General features: G+C 72.2%; 17 protein-coding genes. All 17 read right to left on the bottom strand.

The window, feature by feature from the left end; translation table 11 throughout:
* Positions 1-19: 19 nt before the first annotated feature.
* Positions 20-1,351 (bottom strand): glutamate-5-semialdehyde dehydrogenase, encoded by a 1,332-nt coding sequence (locus IEZ07_RS12595; protein ID WP_068898974.1) that lies wholly within the window; start codon positions 1,349-1,351, stop codon positions 20-22.
* 17 nt (positions 1,352-1,368) lie between these two features.
* Positions 1,369-2,493, bottom strand: a complete 1,125-nt coding sequence (gene proB, locus IEZ07_RS12600) for a glutamate 5-kinase (protein ID WP_204054329.1) — start codon at positions 2,491-2,493, stop codon at positions 1,369-1,371.
* 43 nt (positions 2,494-2,536) lie between these two features.
* Positions 2,537-3,889, bottom strand: coding sequence for a GTPase ObgE (obgE, locus tag IEZ07_RS12605; RefSeq protein ID WP_068898890.1), 1,353 nt, complete (start codon positions 3,887-3,889; stop codon positions 2,537-2,539).
* Positions 3,890-4,008: 119 nt separating this feature from the next.
* Positions 4,009-4,266: a 50S ribosomal protein L27 gene (gene rpmA, locus IEZ07_RS12610; protein ID WP_068898892.1), complete on the bottom strand. Its 258-nt coding sequence runs from the start codon at positions 4,264-4,266 to the stop codon at positions 4,009-4,011.
* A 19-nt stretch (positions 4,267-4,285) separates the two neighbouring features.
* On the bottom strand, positions 4,286-4,588 hold the full coding sequence (gene rplU / locus IEZ07_RS12615; RefSeq protein WP_068898894.1) for a 50S ribosomal protein L21: 303 nt from the start codon (positions 4,586-4,588) through the stop codon (positions 4,286-4,288).
* Between the two features lie 245 nt (positions 4,589-4,833).
* Positions 4,834-7,581 (bottom strand): Rne/Rng family ribonuclease, encoded by a 2,748-nt coding sequence (locus tag IEZ07_RS12620; protein WP_191894907.1) that lies wholly within the window; start codon positions 7,579-7,581, stop codon positions 4,834-4,836.
* Positions 7,582-7,676: 95 nt separating this feature from the next.
* Positions 7,677-8,456 (bottom strand): TIGR03936 family radical SAM-associated protein, encoded by a 780-nt coding sequence (locus tag IEZ07_RS12625; RefSeq protein ID WP_068898897.1) that lies wholly within the window; start codon positions 8,454-8,456, stop codon positions 7,677-7,679.
* A 171-nt stretch (positions 8,457-8,627) separates the two neighbouring features.
* Positions 8,628-10,538, bottom strand: coding sequence for a TIGR03960 family B12-binding radical SAM protein (locus IEZ07_RS12630; RefSeq protein WP_191894908.1), 1,911 nt, complete (start codon positions 10,536-10,538; stop codon positions 8,628-8,630).
* 161 nt (positions 10,539-10,699) lie between these two features.
* Entirely contained in the window at positions 10,700-11,851 is a 1,152-nt protein-coding gene (gene rodA / locus IEZ07_RS12635) for a rod shape-determining protein RodA (RefSeq protein ID WP_301549319.1), read from the bottom strand.
* A 5-nt stretch (positions 11,852-11,856) separates the two neighbouring features.
* Positions 11,857-13,920, bottom strand: a complete 2,064-nt coding sequence (gene mrdA, locus IEZ07_RS12640; RefSeq protein ID WP_191894910.1) for a penicillin-binding protein 2 — start codon at positions 13,918-13,920, stop codon at positions 11,857-11,859.
* Complete coding sequence (mreD, locus tag IEZ07_RS12645; RefSeq protein ID WP_239319779.1) at positions 13,917-14,465, bottom strand: rod shape-determining protein MreD; 549 nt, start codon at positions 14,463-14,465, stop codon at positions 13,917-13,919. The genes mrdA and mreD overlap by 4 nt, the downstream gene beginning before the upstream one ends.
* The gene (mreC, locus tag IEZ07_RS12650) at positions 14,462-15,349 is read right to left on the bottom strand and encodes a rod shape-determining protein MreC (protein ID WP_191894911.1); all 888 of its coding nucleotides are present in this window, start codon (positions 15,347-15,349) and stop codon (positions 14,462-14,464) included. Before mreC ends, mreD begins: the two co-directional genes overlap by 4 nt.
* Positions 15,349-16,380, bottom strand: a complete 1,032-nt coding sequence (locus IEZ07_RS12655) for a rod shape-determining protein (RefSeq protein WP_191894912.1) — start codon at positions 16,378-16,380, stop codon at positions 15,349-15,351. Before IEZ07_RS12655 ends, mreC begins: the two co-directional genes overlap by 1 nt.
* Positions 16,381-16,571: 191 nt before the next feature.
* A complete protein-coding gene (gene ndk, locus IEZ07_RS12660; RefSeq protein ID WP_189236363.1) occupies positions 16,572-16,982 on the bottom strand; it encodes a nucleoside-diphosphate kinase in 411 nt (136 codons plus the stop codon).
* Positions 16,983-17,037: 55 nt separating this feature from the next.
* Positions 17,038-18,687 carry a hypothetical protein gene (locus IEZ07_RS12665; protein WP_191894913.1) on the bottom strand — a complete coding sequence of 550 codons (1,650 nt, stop codon included), beginning with the start codon at positions 18,685-18,687 and terminating at the stop codon, positions 17,038-17,040.
* Positions 18,688-18,776: 89 nt separating this feature from the next.
* On the bottom strand, positions 18,777-19,115 hold the full coding sequence (locus tag IEZ07_RS12670; protein WP_191894914.1) for a DUF4233 domain-containing protein: 339 nt from the start codon (positions 19,113-19,115) through the stop codon (positions 18,777-18,779).
* A gap of 26 nt (positions 19,116-19,141) precedes the next feature.
* Positions 19,142-20,434, bottom strand: a complete 1,293-nt coding sequence (locus tag IEZ07_RS12675) for a bifunctional folylpolyglutamate synthase/dihydrofolate synthase (RefSeq protein ID WP_191894915.1) — start codon at positions 20,432-20,434, stop codon at positions 19,142-19,144.
* Between the last annotated feature and the right edge of the window lie 186 nt (positions 20,435-20,620).

A 20,620-nucleotide genomic window follows, 5' to 3' on the forward strand; every position in this document is an offset into this window, starting at 1 on the left:
CCCCGCGGTCCGTCCGCCCCTACCTCGACTCGCCCGGGCAGGAGGCGATGACCGTGCCCGAAGACGTGCGCAGGTGGCCCTCCCCGGTGTAGACCCACTTGGTGGAGGTCAGCTCCGGCAGCCCCATCGGGCCGCGGGCGTGCAGCTTCTGGGTGGAGATGCCGATCTCCGCGCCGAAGCCGAACTCGCCGCCGTCGGTGAACCGGGTCGAGGCGTTGACCGCCACGGCCGCGGAGTCGACGAGGGCGACGAACCTGCGGGAGGCGGTGACCGAGCGGGTGACGATCGCCTCGGTGTGGGCGGAGCCGTACTTCCTGATGTGCGCGACCGCGTCCTCCAGCGAGTCGACCACGGCGGCGGCGATGTCCAGCGAGAGGTACTCCGCGCGGAAGTCCTCCTCACCGGCCGGGACCACGGCGTCGCCGTACGCGGCGATCCGCTCGTCGCCGTGGACCGTGACCCCGGCCCCGGCCAGCGCCGCCAGGGCGCGCGGCACGAAGGCGTCGGCGACGGCGGCGTGCACGAGGAACGTCTCGGCGGCGTTGCAGACCGAGGGCCGCTGCGCCTTGGCGTTGAGCAGGATCTCGACCGCCAGGTCGAGGTCGGCGTCGGCGTCGACGTAGACGTGGCAGTTGCCGGTGCCGGTCTCGATGACCGGGACCGTGGACTCCTGCACCACCGATTCGATCAGCGAGGCGCCGCCGCGCGGGATCAGCACGTCGACCAGCCCGCGGGCCTTCATCAGCGCCTTGACCGAGTCGCGGGTCACTCCGGGCACCAGCTGTACGGCTCCCGCCGGGACCTCCGTGCCCGCCAGCGCCTCCTGCATGACCCGCACGAGCACCGTGTTGGACTCGTACGCACTGGAGGAGCCGCGCAGCAGGGTGGCGTTCCCGCTCTTGAGGCAGAGCGCGGCCGCGTCGACCGTGACGTTGGGACGGCCCTCGTAGATGATGCCGACCACGCCGAGCGGCACCCGGAGCTGGCGCAGCTCCAGCCCGTTGGGCAGCGTGCTCCCCCGGACGACCTCGCCCACCGGGTCGGGCAGGTCGGCGACCTGCCGCACGGCGTCGGCGACGGCCTCGATCCGGGCGGCGTCCAGGCTGAGCCGGTCGACCATGTACTCGGAGGTGCCGTTCTCGCGGGCGCGGGCCACGTCGATCGCGTTGGCCTCGATGATCTCGGCGGAGCGGGCCACCAGGGCGTCGGCGATCGCCCGCAGCGCCGTGTCCTTAGGCGCCCGCGGCAGCGGGGCCAGCTCGGTGGCGGCCTCCTTCGCCGCCAGGGCCACCTTCAGGAAATCTTCGGAGACCTCGGAAGCGGTCGTGAGGTCTCCCGACGACGCAGACATGTCGCACTCCATGGGAACTAGTGGGTGGGCTCCAGTATGACGATGTCGTCACGGTGGATCAGTTCGCGTTCATATTCCGGACCGAGGCTGCTCGCCAGCTCCCGGGTGGACCGGCCGAGCAGGTCCGGGATCTCCGCGGCGTCGAAGTTGACCAGGCCCCGGGCGACGACCCCGCCGAGCGGCCCGCACAGGTCCACCGGGTCGCCCGCCGCGAAGTCGCCTTCGACCCCGGTGACCCCGGCGGGCAGCAGCGACTTGCGGCGGCCGACGACCGCCTCGACCGCTCCCGGGTCCAGGTGGAGGCGGCCGCGGCCGGTGGCGGCGTGGGCCAGCCAGAGCAGCCGCGTGCCCGGGTGGCGCCCGGCCGGGTGGAAGTAGGTGCCGATGTCGGCCCCGGCGAGAGCCTGCGCGGCGTGCGCGGCGGCGGTGAGCACCACGGGCACGCCGGCGCCGGTGGCGATCCTGGCCGCCTGCACCTTGGTGACCATCCCGCCCGTGCCGACCGCGCCGCCCCCGCCGAGCTCGACCCCGTCCAGGTCCTCGGGGCCGCGCACGTCGGTCAGCCGGCGCGAGCCCGCCCTGCGGGGGTCGCCGTCGTAGAGGGCGTCCACGTCCGAGAGCAGCACCAGCGCGTCGGCACGGGTCAGATGGGCCACCAGCGCGGCGAGCCGGTCGTTGTCGCCGAAGCGGATCTCGTCGGTGGCGACGGTGTCGTTCTCGTTGACGATCGGGACGATGTCCAGCTCCAGCAGGCGGCCGAGCGTGCGCTGGGCGTTGACGTGGTGCGCACGGCGCATCATGTCGTCGGCCGTCAGCAGCACCTGGCCGACGCGCAGGCCGTACCGGGCGAAGGACGAGGTGTAGCGGGCCACCAGCACGCCCTGGCCGACCGAGGCGGCCGCCTGCTGGGTGGCCAGGTCGCGGGGGCGCGCGGCCAGGCCCAGCGGGCCGAGCCCGGCCGCGATGGCTCCGGAGGAGACCAGCACGATCTGGGTGCCGGTCCTCCGCCGGGCGGCGAGCACGTCGACCAGGGCGTCCACCCGGTCGACGTCGATCATGCCCTGCGGCGTGGTGAGCGAGGACGAACCCACTTTCACGACGAGACGTGCTGCCGTGCGGATCCGATCGCGCGCAGGGGTCACGACGCGTGCCTTTCTTCTGGAGCAGGTGAGAGGAGGGGAGCGGTCAGCCGAGCCGGTTGTCGGTGCCGCGCGGGCCCTGGTGCACCGCCTCGGCGTTGAGGGTGGGCTGCCAGTCGAAGATGTAGCCGTTCTCCATGGAGCCGATGACGACCTCGGCGCCGGCCTTGGCGCCGGCCTTGAGCAGCTCCTCCTCGACGCCGAGCCGTTCGAGCCGGTCGGCGAGGTAGCCGACGGCCTCGTCGTTGGTGAAGTCCGTCTGGCGGATCCACCGCTCCGGCTTGACCCCGGTGACCTGGAAGGTGTTCTCGTCGACCCGGCGCACGGCGAACCCGGCGTCGCCGAGCTGCCTGGGCTTGATGACCAGGCGGGTCGGCTCGGTCACCGGGACGGCCGCGCGGGCGGCGGCGACCATCTCGCCCATGGCGAAGGTCAGCTCGCGCAGTCCCTCGTGGGTGGCCGCGGAGATCGAGAAGACCCGCATGCCGCGCTCCTCCAGCATCGGCCGGACGATGTCGACCAGCTCGCGCGCGTCGGGCACGTCGGTCTTGTTGAGCACGGCCAGGCGCGGGCGGTCCTCCAGCTTGCCGTACGCGGCCAGCTCGGCCTCGATCGCCTCGTAGTCGCTGATCGGGTCCCGGCCCGGCTCCATGGTCGCGCAGTCGATCACGTGCACGAGCGTGCTGCACCGCTCGACGTGGCGCAGGAACTCGTGGCCGAGGCCCTTGCCCTCGGAGGCCCCGGGGATCAGCCCCGGCACGTCGGCGACGGTGAAGACCGTGTCTCCGGCGGTGACCACGCCGAGGTTGGGCACCAGGGTGGTGAACGGGTAGTCGGCGATCTTCGGCCGGGCCGCGCTCAGCGCCGCGATGAGGGAGGACTTGCCCGCGCTGGGGAAGCCGACCAGCGCCACGTCCGCGACGCTCTTCATCTCCAGCATCACGTCGAGCTCGTCGCCGGGCTCGCCGAGCAGCGCGAAGCCGGGGGCCTTGCGCTTGGCGGAGGCCAGCGCCGCGTTGCCCAGGCCGCCGTGGCCGCCCTCGGCGACGACGTAGCGGGTGCCCGCGCCGACCAGGTCGACGATCACCTCGCCGGTGGCGGCGTTCTTCACCACGGTCCCGTCCGGGACCGGCAGGACGACGTCGGCCCCGTTGGCGCCGTCGCGGTTGGAGCCCGATCCCTGCTTGCCGTTGTCGGCCTTGCGGTGCGGGCGGCGGTGGTAGTCCAGCAGGGTGGCGGTGTTCGCGTCCACCTCCAGGATCACGTCGCCGCCACGGCCTCCGTTGCCCCCGTCGGGGCCGCCCAGCGGCTTGAACTTCTCCCGATGCACAGAGGCGCAGCCATGTCCCCCGTCACCGGCCTTGATGTGCAGGACCACCTGGTCCACAAAGTCCGGCATGTCTGCTCTCCTACCCCCATCTTCGGGACCCGCTGTCGGGGACGCCCCGTCTCGCAACACGAACAGGGGTGGACCGCTGGACGCGATCCACCCCTGCCCTAACGTCTGTCGGTGCGGATCTACTCCGCGACCGGGACGATGTTCACCGCGCGGCGACCGCGCTTGAAGCCGAACTGCACGTGGCCCGCGGCCAGCGCGAACAGCGTGTCGTCGCCACCGCGGCCGACGTTGTCGCCCGGGTGGAAGTGGGTGCCACGCTGGCGGACGATGATCTCACCGGCGTTGACCAGCTGGCCGCCGAAGCGCTTCACACCGAGCCGCTGGGCGTTCGAGTCACGGCCGTTCCGAGTGGACGACGCGCCCTTCTTGTGTGCCATCTCGCAAAACTCCCGAAACTCAGGCCTGGTCGATGCCAGTGATCTTCACCTGGGTGTACCGCTGACGGTGACCCTGGCGCTTCTTGTAACCGGTCTTGTTCTTGTACTTCAGAATCCGGATCTTCGGACCCTTGGTCTCGCCGAGGATCTCGGCGGCGACCGTGAACCTGCCCGCCTCGGTGGTCACGTCGCCGTCGTTGACGACGAGCACCGTCGGCAGCGTAACCGTGGAACCGACCTCGCCGGCGACCTTGTCCACCTCGAGGACGTCACCGACGGAGACCTTCTGCTGCCTGCCGCCGCAACGAACGATCGCGTACACCGCGGAACCCTTCTTCTGCCTACTTGCTCGCTGGATGCTGCGCCCCGCATCCGGCTGTGGTCACCGAAATTGGACCGACGAACCGGGTAGGCGCGCGAACAGGGCGCGCCACTAGCGCACCGATTCACCAGGGTACCGGACTGCGGTGCCCTGGTCGAACCGGGCGGAACGTCGGGTTGCCGGCGCGGCATGGCGCGCCGGCGGTCACCGGACCGATGGGTCCCCCGCCCTGGGGCGGGCTGGACCTAGTCGGCCGGCTTGGCCTTGCGGGAGCGTCGCCGCCCCCTTCCGGCAGCCTGTACGGCCTGCGTGTCCTCATCCGGGACATCGTCAAGCGCATCGGTCACCGTATCACGTCCGGACTGCCCGCTGGCCGCGACCGCGCTTCCCGCGTCCTTGGCCAGCTTCTCCGCGACGGCCTTCTCCACCGCCATCTTGCCCTGGGTACCACGCGGCTCGGGCCTGCCCTCGACCGGCTCGGCCGAGATGTGCAGGCCCCTGCCGTTGCAGCACTCGCAGACGCTGGAGAACGCCTCCAGGAGGCCCTGCCCGACGCGCTTGCGCGTCATCTGGACCAGTCCCAGGGACGTCACCTCGGCCACCTGGTGCTTGGTCCGGTCCCGGGCCAGGCACTCCAGCAGCCGCCGCAGCACCAGGTCCCGGTTGCTCTCCAGCACCATGTCGATGAAGTCGATGACGATGATGCCGCCGATGTCCCGGAGCCTGAGCTGGCGGACGATCTCCTCGGCCGCCTCCAGGTTGTTGCGGGTGACGGTCTCCTCGAGGTTTCCGCCCTGCCCGGTGAACTTGCCGGTGTTGACGTCGACGACGGTCATCGCCTCGGTCCGGTCGATCACCAGCGAACCGCCGCTGGGCAGCCAGACCTTGCGCTCCATCGCCTTGGCGATCTGCTCGTCGATCCGGTAGGCCGCGAAGACGTCGCCGTTCTCGTCCCACTTCGTCAGCCGGTCGGCCAGGTGCGGAGCCACGTAGCGGACGTACTCGTCCACCGTGTCCCACACCTCGCCCGCGACGACCAGCGAGGTGAAGTCCTCGTTGAACACGTCCCGGACCACCCGGACGGTCAGGTCCGGCTCCGAGGAGAGCAGCTCGGGCGCGCTGGCCGACTTGGCCTTGCGCTGGATGTTCTCCCACTGGGCCGAGAGCCTGGCCACGTCGCGGCCGAGCTCCTCCTCCGAGGCGCCCTCCGCGGCCGTGCGGACGATCACACCGGCGTTCTCGGGCATGACCTTCTTGAGGATGCCCTTGAGCCGGGTCCGCTCCTTGTCCGGGAGCTTGCGGCTGATGCCGGTCATCGAGCCGTCGGGCACGTAGACCAGGTAGCGGCCGGGCAGGCTGATCTGCGACGTCAGGCGGGCGCCCTTGTGGCCCATCGGGTCCTTGGTGACCTGCACCAGGACCGCCTGGCCCGACTTGAGCGCCACCTCGATGCGCTTGGGCTGGCCCTCCAGCCCGGCGGTGTCGAAGTTGACCTCGCCGGCGTACAGCACCGCGTTGCGGCCCTTGCCGATGTCGATGAAGGCCGCCTCCATGCTCGGCAGGACGTTCTGCACCTTGCCGAGGTAGACGTTGCCCACGTAGGACTGGCTCGCCTCGCGGTTGACGTAGTGCTCGACGAGGACGTCGTCCTCCAGCACCGCGATCTGGGTCCGGTCGCCGGTGCGGCGGACCACCATCACCCGCTCGACGGACTCCCGGCGGGCCAGGAACTCCGACTCGGTGATGATCGGCGGACGCCTGCGGCCGAGCTCGCGGCCCTCCCGGCGGCGCTGCTTCTTGGCCTCCAGGCGGGTCGAGCCCCGCACGCTCTGCACCTCGTCCATGGCGCTGCCACGCCCGGCACGGGGCGCGCGGATGCGCACCACCGTGTTCGGCGGGACCTCCTGGACGTCCTCCGCCTCCTCGGAACCCCGGCGGCGGCGACGGCGGCGACGGCGCGAGGTGCCGCCCTCCTCCGTCTCGGCCTCCTCCCGCTCGGCCTCGGCCGACCCGGCGGCGGGCTCGTCCGCGCCCTGCTCGGAGTCGCCGTTCTCGGCCTCCTCCTGCTCACGCGTCTTCCCGCGGCCGCGGCCGCCCCGGCGGCGGCGGCGGCGGCGGCCTCCGGCCTCGTCGTCGCCCTCGGCCTCCTCGTCCTCGCCCTCTTCCTCCTCGGGCTCCTCCTCGATCCCGGCGGGCTCGAACGGCTGCACCGGAGCGGGGCGGGCGGGAGGCTGCTGGGCCAGGGAGGGGTCGGGAGCCTGGAACAACGGCTGGAACACCGCTGCGGGCGCCTGGAAGGTCACCGAGGGAACCTCTGCGTGTCCCTGGACGGTCAGCCCGAACGGGTCGGTGAAGAGGCCGGGCCGGTCCTCGCCGATCTCCTCCTCGGCCTCCTCGGCCGGCGCCTCGGCGGGCACCGAGAGCAGCAGCGACGCCGCGACCTCCGCGGCCTCGGCCGTGGTCAGGTCGACGGGCGGCTCCGGCTCGGCCGCCGCCTCGACGGCCTCGGCGGCCTTCTTGCGCGCGCGGGTCCGCTTGGCCGGGGCCGCGGGGCGCTCGTCGGCGGCCCCGGCCTCCGGGGCGGAGACCTCCTCCGCGGCGGCGGGCTCGGCCGCGGCCTTACGCGTACGGCTGCGCCGCGCGGGCGGCGCGGCCTCCTCCTCCGCCGTCGCGGCGGCCGGGGCGGCCGCCCTGCGCCGGGTGGCGCGCTTCGGCGGAGCCTCCTCCTGCGCCGGAGCGGAGTCCTCGGCCTCCCGGGCCGGAGCGGGAGCCCCGGCGGGCGCCTCAGCCCGGACCGGGGCCTGCACGGCCTCCGGGGTCCCGGCGGCCGGCTCCGGTCGCCGGACCGGTTCCGGAGCGGGCTCCAGATCCTCCGGCTCCGGCGGCGGGCCTGCGGGCCTGCTGGCGGCTCGCCGGCGACGCGGCTGAACTGTCTTTTCCGTTATGTCCCCGGCAGGGCCGTTGGCCCCGACGTTGGGCTCGTTGTCGAGCATGCGGGCGCTCTCCCGTCAGCTCCCGGGCGCGTCTCCGCGCCGCGCGGGAGCTCTCGTCTCTCGCTGTCCGCCGGGCCGAAGCCCGGCGCCAAGTCCTATAGGTCGCCGCCGACGTGCTCGCTCACCGGTTCCGTTTCGCCGCCGCGCGAATTGTCGCGGTCCAGGCCGAACGGATCGGCGGGCGCACCGGTGCGCACGTCCAGCGGCCCCTGCGCCAGCCTGGTCACCTCGGGAGGGACCGGCGGCGCGAAGTCGGCCACGAGACGCAATCCAGTGAGAACGTCGTCGGGTCGAACGGCAGGAGTTGCGTGCCGTACAACCATGCGAAGTATGACACATGACTGACTGGACGCCTGACCTGCTGTTGTCTCCGCTTCCTCCGCGGCCTCGAGGCTCACCACCGCCTCACGCGCGTCGAAGCGGCGCATCCCCTTCTTCGTCAGGCGCTCCACCTCGATCCGCTCGGCGGCGTTGAACCGCTCCACCGCGGCCCTGGCCAGGGCCGGGTCCGCTCCGGGCAGCCGGATCCGCCACGCCGAGCACTCCAGCCGGTCGGCCAGGCTGCCGGTGCCGGCCTCGACGACGTCGAGCACGTCGAGACCCGGCGGGAGGGACGCGTCCAGGGCGGCGCGCAGGCCGCCGGGGTCGCACTCCCGCGTCACGCTGATCTCGAGGTACTCGGCCTCGCTGGCGACTCCGGTCGGGGCGGCCGCTCCGACGTAGGAGATCTTCGGATGGGGCGAGAAGCCCGCGCTGAAAGCAACCGGGACGTCCGCGCGCCGGAGCGCGCGCTCCAGGGCCCGGGAGATGTCGCGGTGGCTGGTGAAGCGCAGGCGGCCGCGCTTGGCGTAGCGCACGCGCAGGCGCTGTGCCACGGGTGCGGGCGGAGGCCCGTCGGGAACGGGTTTCAGAGTGGTGTCTTCCTTTCCGGTCGCGGTCGTCCTTCTGGCGGCGGGCAGACCGTGCCCGGCACGGTCTACCTCAGACAACCTCCGATGAGGCGGGCTTCTTCCCCGGGGGGACGCGCGGCGCCGAAGCGCCGCGCGTCACACCACGGTCAGCGGCAGGAGCTTCCTGCCCGTCGGGCCGATCTGGATCTCGGTGCCCATCGTCGGGCAGACGCCGCAGTCGTAGCACGGCGTCCAGCGGCAGTCCTCGACCTCGACGTCGTTCACGGCGTCCTGCCAGTCCTGCCAGAGCCACTCGCGGTCGAGACCTGCGTCGAGGTGGTCCCAGGGCAGGACCTCGTTCTCCTCGCGCTCGCGCGTGGTGTACCAGTCGACGTCGACCCCGGCCTTGGCCGCGGCGTCCATCCAGCGCTGGTAGGAGAAGTGCTCGCTCCAGCCGTCGAACCGGCCGCCGTCCTCCCACACCGCCCGGATGACGGCGCCCACCCGGCGGTCGCCCCGGGAGAGCAGGCCCTCCACGATCGAGGGCTTGCCGTCGTGGTAGCGCAGGCCGATCGCGCGGCCGTACTCCTTGTCACCTCGCAGGGAGTCCTTCAGCGCCTTGAGCCGGCGGTCGACCGTCTCGTGGTCGGCCTGGGCCGCCCACTGGAACGGCGTGTGCGGCTTGGGCACGAACCCGCCGATGGAGACCGTGCAGCGCACGTCCCGGGAACCGGTGGCCTCCCGGCCCGCCTGGATGACCTTCTTGGCCAGATCGGCGATGCCGAGGACATCGGCGTCCTCCTCGGTGGGCAGGCCGCACATGAAGTAGAGCTTCACCTGCCGCCAGCCCTGGCTGTAGGCCGTGGTGACGGTCCGGATCAGGTCCTCCTCGGTGACCATCTTGTTGATCACCTTGCGCATCCGCTCGGAGCCGCCCTCGGGGGCGAACGTCAGACCGGACCTGCGGCCGTTGCGGGAGAACTCGTTGGCCAGGTCGATGTTGAAGGCGTCGACCCGGGTCGAGGGCAGCGAGAGCGAGGTGTTGGTGCCCTCGTAGCGGTCGGCCAGGCCCTTGGCGACGTCGCCGATCTCGGAGTGGTCGGCGCTGGAGAGGCTGAGCAGCCCGACCTCGTTGAAGCCGGACGCCCGGATGCCCGCGTCGACCATGTCGCCGATCGTGGTGATGGACCGCTCCCGCACCGGGCGGGTGATCATCCCCGCCTGGCAGAAACGGCAGCCCCGGGTGCAGCCGCGGAAGATCTCCACGCTGAACCGCTCGTGCACGGTCTCGGCCAGCGGGACCAGCGGCTTCTTCGGGTACGGCCACTCGTCCAGGTCCATGACGGTGTGCTTGTGCACCCGCCACGGCACCCCCGGGCGGTTCGGCGCGATCCGGCGGATCCGGCCGTCGGGGTGGTAGTCGACGTCGTAGAACCTCGGCACGTAGACCCCGCCGGACTCGGCCAGCCGCATCAGCAGCTCGTCGCGCCCGCCGGGCGAGCCCTCGGCCTTCCACTCGCGGACGACCTCGGTGATCGCGATGGCGATCTGCTCGCCGTCGCCCAGCACCGCGGCGTCGAGGAAGTCGGCGATCGGCTCCGGGTTGAAGGCGGCGTGGCCGCCGGCGAGCACGATCGGGTCGTCGTCGCCGCGGTCGGCTGCCCTCAGCGGGATCCCCGCCAGGTCCAGCGCGGTCAGCATGTTGGTGTAGCCGAGCTCGGTGGAGAAGGAGAGTCCCAGCACGTCGAACGCCCGCACCGGCCGGTGCGCGTCGACGGTGAACTGCGGGACGCCCTCGGCGCGCATCAGCGCCTCCAGGTCCGGCCAGACCGCGTAGGTCCGCTCGGCGAGCGTCTCCGGCAGCTCGTTGAGAATCTCGTAGAGGATCTGGACGCCCTGGTTGGGCAGTCCCACCTCGTAGGCGTCGGGATACATCAGAGCCCAACGGACCCCCGCGGAGTCCCAGTCCTTGACGGTCGAGTTGAGCTCACCCCCGACGTACTGGATCGGCTTCTGCACCTTGGGCAGGAGCGCTTCCAGGCGGGGAAACAGTGACTCGACAGGCATACCTTCAAGGGTATCGGCCTGGAAAGGGTGCCACGGGCGGTCGTCGCCCGCTCGCAGCGAGTCGAGCCGGGGCCGCGGCTCCTCCCGGGCCCTGCGGTCGCGGCGTCCGTTGCGCGGCCGCAGGGCCCGCAGCTCACGCGTGCCGCGCGTCTCCACGGACGTCAGAAGGGTCGCGAACGCAGGTGGACCGCCTGGAGCAGCCCGATCGCGATCATGTTGGCGAAGGTCGCGGTGCCGCCGTAGGAGACGAACGGCAGCGGCAGCCCGGTGATCGGCATGATCCCGATCGTCATGCCGACGTTGACGAAGGTCTGGAAGGCCAGCCAGCACACGATCGAACCGGCCACCAGCGTGCCGAACCGGTCGCCGCACCGCCGCGCGATCCGCACCGCGCGCAGCAGGACCACCCCGAGCAGCATCACCACGGTGACCGAGCCGAGGAACCCGAACTCCTCCCCCACCACCGTGAAGACGAAGTCGGTGTGCTGCTCGGGCACGAACCTGCCCATGGTCTGGCCGCCGCCGAACAGCCCCTTGCCGAACAGCCGCCCCGACCCGACCGCGTTCAGCGACTGGGTGCTGTTGTAGCCGACGCCGCGCGGGTCGGTGGACGGATCGAGGAAGGCCGTGAACCGGGCCACCTGGTACGGCTCCAGCACGTCGAGCCGCCAGACGGCCGCACCCGCGGCCGCCACGGCCAGCAGCAGCAGGACGAGCCAGCGTTTGCGGATCCCGCTGAGGACGAGCGCCGCCGCCGTGATCACACCCAGCACCATCGTGGTGCCGAAGTCGGGCTGGAGCATGACCAGCCCCATGGTGACGGCCGCGACCACCAGCGCCACCACGACGTCCGGCCCGCGCGGCCGGTCGCTGCCCTCCGCGGGCTGGGCCAGCAGCATGGCCAGCATGAGCACCAGGCCGAGCTTGGCGAACTCCGACGGCTGGAAGGCGAAGCCGCCGCCCAGCATGATCCAGGAGTGGGCGCCGTTGACCTCCGCGCCGACCGGAGTGATCACGAGGATCAGCCCGAGCAGGGCCGCCCCGTAGACCAGCGGCGCGTAGGCCCGCACCGTCCGGTGGCTCACCGCGGTCACCGCCACCGCCAGCGCGGCGCCGACCCCCAGGTTGAGCACGTGCTTCTTGACCAGCCCGGTGCTGCCCGGCGCCCAGGTCCTGGTGGACGACCACACCATGAGCACGCTGATCACCGCCAGCGCCGCCACCGCGACCGCCAGCACCCCGTCCACCCGCCACACCGGCGAGGCCGCTCCCACCGCCCTGCGGGCGAAGGAGCGGTCCGCCGCAGCGATCACCCGGTTCACCATGCGAGGGTCCCGTCCTGCTTGATCATCGGAGGTCTGGCGGCGGGCGCGCCGCCCGGCAGCGCCGCGGGCGCCGGCTTCCCCTTGGGGGTGAACCCGTAGATGCCCTCGTAGATCTTCCGTACGGCGGGCGCCGCGGCCGCGCTGCCCAGGCCGCCCTGGGAGACCATGGCGACGACCACGAACCGGGGGTCGTCCACCGGGGCGAACGAGGCGAACCACGAGGTGTCGGCCTTGCCGTACACCTCGGCGGTACCGGTCTTGCCGCCGATCCTCACCTTCTTCATCGGGAACCCGGTGAACGCCCCGGCCGCCGTACCGTCGGAGGCGACCTGGCTCAGCGCCCGCTTGATGTAGGCCCGCTCGGCCGCGGAGACCGGCAGCGTGCCCCGCACCGGCACCTTGATCTCCTTTACCCTGGTGCCGTCCGGCCGGACCAGCATCCAGCCCAGCCGGGGGCTGCGCAGCTTCCCGTCGGTGACCAGCGCCGCGTACGCCGCCGCCAACTGCAGCGGCGTCACCAGCACGTCACCCTGCCCGATGGAGAAGTTGGCCGCGTCGCCCGGCCGCAGCTGGTATCCCTCCAGGCAGTTCTCGTGCGCCAGCCTGGTGAGAAAGGCCGCCCGGCCCGCGTCGGTCTTCGCGACGTCCCGGTAGCCCTCCTTGGCCCGCCTGCAGTTCACGTCCCTGGTGGCGGCCCACATCTTCTTCTTCCAGGCCCGGTCGGGGATCCGCCCCGGCGACTCCCCCGGCAGGTCGACCCCGGTGGGGCGGCCGAACCCGAAGGCCCGCGCCGTCTTCGCCATCACCTCGCGCGGCTTGCCCTTCGGCCGCAGCCCGCCGTCCTTGAGCCACTGCTCGTAGGCGGCCTTGTAGAAGATCGTGTCACACGACTTCACCAGCGCCGTGTGCAGCGTCATGGAGCCCAGCGCCCGGCCGCGGAAGTTGCGGAACGCCCGGCTGCCGACCATGAAGGAGCCAGGGCAGTTGTAGTGGCCGTTCATCGGGTAGCCGGCCTTGAACATCGCGGCCACCGACGACATCTTGAACGTCGATCCGGGCGCGAACTCCCCCTTGATCGCCCGTGAGACCAGCGGTTTGCCGGATCTGCCGGACAGCAGCCGCTCGTACTCCTCCTCGCCGATGCCGCCGGCCCAGACCACCGGGTCGTAGGAGGGCGCGCTGGCGAGCGCGACGACGCGGCTGGTCCGGGCGTCCAGCACCACCGCCGCCGCGCCGTCGGCCTTGGGCGCGGCCTTCATCGCCTCGGCGATGGCCCGCTCCGCCACGGCCTGCACCCTGGCGTCGATGCTGGTGATGAGCGTGTGGCCGGCCTTGCCCTGCACCTCGTGCTCGACCCCGAGCACCCGGCCGAGCCGGTCCACCTGGACCCGCCGCCATCCCGGGGTGCCCCGCAGCTCCTGGTCGTACACCGACTCCAGACCGTCCCTGCCCGCCATGTCCACCCCGGAGAACTCCGCCTTCAGTCCCTGGCGCCGTTCCAGCTCCTCCTTCGTGACCGGCTGCAGGTAGCCGAGCGCCTGCACGGCCGCACCGCCTCCCGGATGGTCCCGTACGGCCTGCACCTCGGCCGTGACCCCCGGGAACATCTCCTGCCGCTCCAGGATCTGCAGCGCCTCCGGGGTGTCCACGTCGGCGTCGACCGGGATCGGCTGGTGCGGCGAACCCGCCCAGCACGGACGGGAGACCCGGGCGTCGCACGGGCGGAGCCGCAGCGTGAGGTCCCGCGGATCGCGGCCCAGCACCGATCCCAGCCGCGCCATCACGGCCGCCCCCTTGTCCTTCATCCGGCCCAGTTTCGTCCGGTCCACCGAGACGACCAGCGTGGTCCGGTTGCGGACCAGCGGCCGTCCGGCCGAGTCGAGGATCTGCCCCCGGACGGCGGGCACCACGACGTCGCGGGTGCGCGTCTCGGTCGCCGCCGCCGCGTACTGCGCGCCGTGCACCACCTGCACCTGCCAGAGCCGCGCGGTGACCACCGCCAGCAGCGCCACCAGCAGGACCTGCACCACGGCCAGCCTCCGCCGCATATGGATCATGGACGGCCTCCTGCCAGACGTCCCGCACGCCGCGCGCCCCGTTCCCGGCTCCGGACCCGGGAGCGGTCCCGGCCCCGGACGACCCTCGTCGCCGCCCACACCATGGGCGGCGCGGCCAGCACGTTGTAGAGCATCACCGGGAGCAGTCCGCCCGTGAGCGCGACCACCCCGGCCTCGGCGCCGCCGAAGACCACACCGACGACCACCGCGACCACCGGCCCCAGCGCCGCGCAGCCCAGCGCCACCGCCAGCCCGGCCTCCGGGCGGCTCTCCGCCCAGCGCCCGGCCACGAACCCGACCAGGCACAGCACCAGCGCGTACTGCCCCATCTCGTGGGCGGCGGGCGGCAGGAGGTCTCCGAACAGCCCCGCGGTGAACCCCATCACCGCCCCCGCCCGGGCCCCGCGGGCCAGGGCGTACCCCACCACCGCGAGTAGCACCAGGTCGGGCGCGGCGTCACCGGGCAGCGGCAGCCGGTTGACGAACGTCACCTGGACGGCCATCAGCAGCAGGACCAGGCCCGCGGAGAGCGCGTCGCGGTTCACCGTCCGGCTCCGTTCTGCCCGGCGGGCGGCAGCACCGCGTCGCGCGGATTGCGCGCCGGCGGCCGCACCACCACCCCCACCACGTTCAACGCGGTCAGATCCGCGTACGGCCGGGCGTACGCGATCCTGGTCAGCTCGCCCGGAGTCGCCTCCACCCGCTCGACGACCCCGATCGGCACCCCCGCCACGTACGGCACGCCGCGCTGCGAGCCGAAGCTCACGATCCGCTGGCCCCGGGTGATCGGCGTGGCCGAGTCGAGCAGCCGGAAGTGCAGCAGCCGCCCGTTCTCCCCGGCCCCCCGCACCACTCCGATCTCGCCGCTGCCCTCCAGCCGGGCGCCCACGGACGAGGCGGGGGCGCTGATCAGCGCGGCGGTCGAGGTGGACGGTCCCACCTGGACCACCCTTCCGACCAGGCCGTCGCCGTTCAGCACCGTCATCTCCGGCCGCACCCCGTCGGCGCTGCCCACGTCGAGCTCCACGGCCTCCTCGAAGCCGGGCACGTTCCTGCGGGCGATCACCTGCGCGGGCACGACCTCGTAGCCGCCGAGCCCCGCCGTGCCCAGCAGGCGGTGCAGCTCCGCCGAGCGCCGGTGGTCCAGCGCCTGCGCGGCCAGCGCGTACCTGAGCCGCTCGTTCTCCCCGCGCAGCTCCTCGATCCTGCGCTGCGCCTCGGGCGCGGCCGCCACCGCCTCGAAGAAGCGGACCACCGGCCGCGCGACACTCGCGCCCGCCTGTTCGACGGCGCCGAACACCGCCGTGCCCGCGCCCCGGAGCGGGCCGAGAGGGGAGTTCTCCCCCGACCTGTGGTCGACCGTCATGAGCACCAGGGCTGAGGCCAGCAGCAGCCCGACCGTCGCCCGTGCCTGCCGTGTGTCCTTCATCAGCGTCTCGGCTCCGGGATGAGGACCTGCTGCAGCGCCTCGAAGTCCTCGACGCACTTGCCCGTGCCCAGCACGACCGAGTCGAGCGCGTTGTCCACCAGGTGGATCGGCATCCCCGTCTCGTCCCTCAGCCGCTCGTCCAGGCCCCGCAGGAGCGCGCCGCCCCCGGTGAGCACGATCCCCCGGTCCATCAGATCTCCGGAGAGCTCCGGCGGGCACTTGTCCAGCGTGGTCTTGACCGCGTCCACGATCGAGTTCAGCGGCTCCTCGATGGCCGCCCGGATCTCCCCCGCCGACACGACGATCATCTTCGGCAGGCCGCTGACCAGGTCGCGGCCGCGGATCTCGGCGTGTCCCTCCTCCGGCATGGCGCAGGCCGAACCTATCGAGATCTTGATCTCCTCTGCGGTGCGCTCGCCCAGCATGAGCGAGTGCTCCTTCTTGGCGAAGTTGATGATCGCCTGGTCCAGCTCGTCTCCGCCCACCCGGATCGACTGGCTGGTCACCATGCCGCCCATCGAGATGATGGCCACCTCGGTGGTCCCGCCACCGATGTCGACGACCATGTTGCCGGTCGGCTCGTGCACCGGGAGGCCGGAGCCGATCGCCGCCGCCATCGGCTCCTCCACGATGTAGACCCGCCGCGCGCCCGCCTGGTAGCCGGCCTCCTTCACCGCGCGCTGCTCGATGGCGGTGATCCCGCTCGGCACCGCGACGATGACGCGCGGCTTGGCCCAGGGACGGCGGACGTGCACCCGTTGGATGAAGTAGCGGAGCATGCGCTCGGCGACCTCGAAGTCGGTGATGACACCGTTCTTGAGCGGCCGGACGGCCGTCACGTTGCCGGGGGTCCGGCCGATCATCCGCTTGGCCTCGATGCCGATCGCCACGATCTTCCCGGTGACCGTATTGATCGCCACGACGGAGGGCTCGTTGAGGATGATGCCGCGGCCTCGCACATAGACGAGGGTGTTGGCGGTGCCAAGGTCGACCGCCATGTCGCGGCCGAGGAATGCGAGCCTGCTGCCCATGGGGAAGCCGCCTTCCTTCCGTCGGTCATCGGCGAGAACTACGGAGAGAACTCGCTTTGTAACCGTATGTACCCATCCCTATCCGCAGTGAGCCGTCCTGTCCCAGAAAATCTCACGTTCAGTCACATGCGTAAGGCCCCGCCGTCCCAGCTGGGACGGCGGGGCCTTACGGGGCCTGCGGAACCGGGAGCCTAGAAGCGGTCCGGGAAGAAGATCTTGATCTCGCGGGCGGCGGACTCGGGCGAGTCCGAGCCGTGGACCACGTTCTCGCCGATCTCCAGGGCGTGGTCGCCGCGGATGGTGCCGGGAGCGGACTTCACCGGGTCGGTCAGACCGGCCAGCGCGCGGAACGCCTCGACGGCGCGGGGGCCCTCGAGCACCATGGCGACGAGCGGACCGGAGGTGATGAACTCGACCAGCTCACCGAAGAACGGCCGCTCCGAGTGCTCCGCGTAGTGGGCCTTGGCGGTCTCGGCGTCCAGGGTGCGCAGGTCCATCGCCACGACCTTCAGGCCCTTGCGCTCGACACGGGCGATCACGTCGCCGATGAGACCGCGCGCGACACCGTCGGGCTTGATCAGGACAAGAGTCCGCTCGGACACTGAAGTTCTCCTTTGAACGGGATGGGACCGCAGACTTGCGGTGAACGGGCGCAGTTTACCGTCCTCGACCGGTTTCCCCGCGATCGGCGGGCCCGTCCTCCCCGGAGTCCTCCGGCGAGGGCATGGGAGAGGGCACCACCGGCCCCGTGCCGGATCCCTCCGGGACCTCCGGCTCCTCCGGAGAGCGGCTCCCCTGCTCGTCCGCCGCCGGACCGGCGCCGGGCCGCTCCCCGGCGGCCGGACGTTCCGGCTCCCCGGCGTGGTCCGCCGCCTGCGCGGCCTCCCCGGGCCCGGCCGCGTCCGGGACCCGCTCCTTCACCCGGACACCGGCCTGCTCCGCGGCGGCCGTACCCGGCCGGACCCCCGCCGACCGGCGCGCCAGGAGCGCGCAGAGTACGATCACGACGACCACCAGGCCCCCGCCGACCAGCGCCCACAGGTGCAGGGCGCTCACGAACGCGTCGACCAGCGCCTGCGAGGACGCGCCGCCCCTCGACCGCACGACCGCCTCCTTCAGGCGGGCGACCTGTATCCCACTGCCCAGCAGGAAACCCACCAGCACCCCGGGGAAGAACAGCGACAGCGCGAAGAGCGAGGCGCCCACCCCGGACAGCCGCAGAGCGGAGGACAGGGCCACCGCCGAGCCGGCCGCCAGCAGGACGAACGGGGCGATCAGCACCGGCCCGGCGGCGGCCGGGAGCAGGAACCTCACCGTGCACAGGCCCGCCACCACGAGCACCAGACCGCCCGCCGCCAACATGGGCATGACCGCGTCGTTCAGGCGGTTCGCCAGCACGGCGGCGGCCACCGCCGCCGCGCCGGCCAGCACGAAGGCGGGCCAGAGCGCGGCCAGGCCCGGACCCCCCAGCCCGCGGAGCTCGACGTAGGTGACCTGGGCCGCCATCGACAGGATCACGACCCCGACCGTCAGCATGGTGTAGGCGAGAATGCGCCCGTCCGTCCCTTCGAAGGACCCCGCTGAGGCGAACCCCGCCAGCACGGCGACGGCCAGCAGCGCCGTGAGGATCACCAGCCCCGGCGACCAGTCGAAGGTGGTGCCGAAGGCCAGGAACGCGATGCTCACGGAGGGCACGGCGGCGAGCAGCAGCCGCTTCCGCTCCGCCGGACCCGGTCCGGGCAGCGCCGCGGCGTCCTGGCCGCCCTTCAGCCGCAGCACGAGATAGACGGCCGCGAGCGTGAGGGCGATCCCGGTCAGCAGCGGGTACGGCTGGAGCGTGACCCGCCACGAGGTGGCCGCGTCCAGCGGCCACAGGGCGAGCGCCTGCGCCGCCATGAGGCTCGTCGCGAGCATGCCCGCCCACACGGCCCGGAGCATGCGGGGCCGCTCCCACACCGCCACCAGCGTGGCCGGGATGAGCAGGCCCGCGCCGATCCCGTGCGCTCCCCGGAGGACGCCGACCGTCAGCGCCGAGTCGGCGAAGCCGCCCGCCGCATCGGCGACCGCGAGCAGCGTCAGCCCGGCCATCAGGACCGGGGCGGCCCGCAGCCGGCGCACGATCAGGGCGGCCAGCGGGACGGTCATCACCATCGAGGGCAACGCCAGCCCGTGCGCCCGGATCAGCTCGATCTGCGAGACGCCGGGCGGCAGGAGGGCCGCCACCACCGAGATGGTGTTCGGGATGGCGACGATCGCCAGCGGAAGCGCCACTGCGACGAGCAGTCCGAGGACGACGTCGAGCAGCAAGGAGGGATGTGGCGCACGCGTGGGGACCGCAGGCTCGGCGGCCACCGTCCGCGTCGGCTGAGGTGGGGGAACGGCCATGTTGGCCGACTTTAGCGGGAAGTCACGCCCTCGACACGGTGAGCGACGAATATCGCCGTAATCCACAGCGCGGCGAAGATCGCCCCGAGGAAGAACATCATCGGGACCAGCAGTCCTGAGACGATCGCCAGCACCTGGACGACGCTCCCGGCGACATAGGCGAAGGGGTGCTTGAGCAGGCCGGTGACGATGACGCACAGGACCGCCAACCCGATGCCCACGGCCACCGCCGGCGCGGGGGCGACGCCCTGAACGTTGATCGCCACGGGGGTGAGCAGTCCCGCGACGATCGCCTCCATCCCGAGCACGCTGGCGCAGAGCCGGCGCATGCCCGGCGTGACCGTGATCATCCTTCGCCCTTCCCCTCCGGACGGGCTCATCCGGCCTCGCCCGCCTTGAGCAGCAGCCGCGCGTCTCCGGCGGTGACCACCGAACCGGTGATCAGCACCCCCGCCCCTGCGAACTCCCCCGCCTCGTCCGCCAGGCCGATGGCGAGGTCGATGGCGTCGTCGAGCCGCTCGGCCCGGCGCACCCGCTCGGGACCGAAGACGTCCCCGGTGAGCGCCGCGAGCTCGTCGACGTCCATGGACCGGGGCGAGGAGTTCCTGGTCACCACGATCTCGTCGACCATGGGCTCCAGCAGTTCCAGCATGCCCCGTACGTCCTTGTCCTCGAAGACCGCCACCACCGCGATGAGCCTGGCGAAGTCGAAGGACTCGTGCACGGCCTCCAGCGTCGCCTGGACGCCTCCCGGGTTGTGCGCCGCGTCCACGAGGACCGTGGGGCCCCGCCGGACGACCTCGAGTCTGCCGGGTGACCGCACCTGCAGGAACGCCTGCCGGACGAGCTCGGGATCGAGGGCCTCGTCACCGGCGGTCAGCGCCTCGACCGCCGCCAGCGCGCAGGCGGCGTTACCCGCCTGGTGCGCGCCGTACAGCGGGAGGAGGACCTCCTCGTAGTCCCCCTTCAGGCCCCTCAGGTGGAGCAGCTGCCCACCGATCGCCAGTTCTCTGGAGACGACCCCGAACTCCAGCCCCTCACGCGCCACGACGGCCCCGGTCTCCGCGGCCCTGCGCATCAGCACCTCGGCCGCGGGAAGCTCCTGCTGGGCCAGTACGGCGGTCGCACCCGGTTTGATGATGCCGGCCTTCTCCCCCGCGATGGTCGCCACGTCGGGCCCCAGGTAGTCGACGTGGTCGAGGGAGACGGGCGTGATCACGGCCACCGTGCCGTCGGCGACGTTGGTGGCGTCGAAGCTGCCGCCCATCCCCGTCTCGATCACCGCGACGTCCACCGGGGCGTCGGCGAAGGCGGCGAACGCCATCGCGGTGAGGGTCTCGAAGAAGGACAGCTTCCTGCCCTGCACGTCGATCATCTCAAGGTAGGGCGCGACGTCCTGGTAGACCTCCGCGAAGCGCTCCTCCTCCAGAGGAACCCCGTCGATGCAGATCCGCTCACGCATCGAGATCAGATGAGGGCTGGTGAACCGGCCGACTCTGAGGTTCCTCTCCCGCAGGATGGTCTCGATCATTCGCGTCGTGCTCGACTTGCCGTTCGTACCGGCGACGTGAACGACCGGATACGCGTGCTGCGGTGAGCCGAGCACGTCCATGAGAGCGGAGATCCTGTCCAGAGTGGGCTCGAAGTTCCACTCGACGCCGCGCTGCATGATTGCTCGTTCAACCGCTCGATAGTCCACGTTCCCAGCCTACTGACTCGGGCGACGGGCTCCCGACCGTCCGGAAACCTGAGAACACCCGCGGGCAGCAGCCCGGGGAAACGGAAGAAGGGCCGCCCCCGAAGGACGGCCCACCCCGTCCCGGGACCACCCCAGCTCCCACGCCACCACCCCGGA

It is taken from the genome of Planomonospora parontospora, from assembly GCA_014647935.1.
Taxonomy (GTDB): domain Bacteria; phylum Actinomycetota; class Actinomycetes; order Streptosporangiales; family Streptosporangiaceae; genus Planomonospora; species Planomonospora parontospora.

Excerpts from the sequence above, each read along its gene's own strand:
- IEZ07_RS12595 (WP_068898974.1), bottom strand. The coding sequence starts at position 1,351 with ATGTCTGCGTCGTCGGGAGACCTCACGACCGCTTCCGAGGTCTCCGAA.
- obgE (WP_068898890.1), bottom strand. The coding sequence starts at position 3,889 with ATGCCGGACTTTGTGGACCAGGTGGTCCTGCACATCAAGGCCGGTGAC.
- rpmA (WP_068898892.1), bottom strand. The coding sequence starts at position 4,266 with ATGGCACACAAGAAGGGCGCGTCGTCCACTCGGAACGGCCGTGACTCG.
- IEZ07_RS12620 (WP_191894907.1), bottom strand. The coding sequence starts at position 7,581 with ATGCTCGACAACGAGCCCAACGTCGGGGCCAACGGCCCTGCCGGGGAC.
- IEZ07_RS12630 (WP_191894908.1), bottom strand. The coding sequence starts at position 10,538 with ATGCCTGTCGAGTCACTGTTTCCCCGCCTGGAAGCGCTCCTGCCCAAG.
- mrdA (WP_191894910.1), bottom strand. The coding sequence starts at position 13,920 with ATGATCCATATGCGGCGGAGGCTGGCCGTGGTGCAGGTCCTGCTGGTG.
- mreC (WP_191894911.1), bottom strand. The coding sequence starts at position 15,349 with ATGAAGGACACACGGCAGGCACGGGCGACGGTCGGGCTGCTGCTGGCC.
- IEZ07_RS12655 (WP_191894912.1), bottom strand. The coding sequence starts at position 16,380 with ATGGGCAGCAGGCTCGCATTCCTCGGCCGCGACATGGCGGTCGACCTT.
- IEZ07_RS12670 (WP_191894914.1), bottom strand. The coding sequence starts at position 19,115 with ATGATCACGGTCACGCCGGGCATGCGCCGGCTCTGCGCCAGCGTGCTC.
- IEZ07_RS12675 (WP_191894915.1), bottom strand. The coding sequence starts at position 20,434 with ATGCAGCGCGGCGTCGAGTGGAACTTCGAGCCCACTCTGGACAGGATC.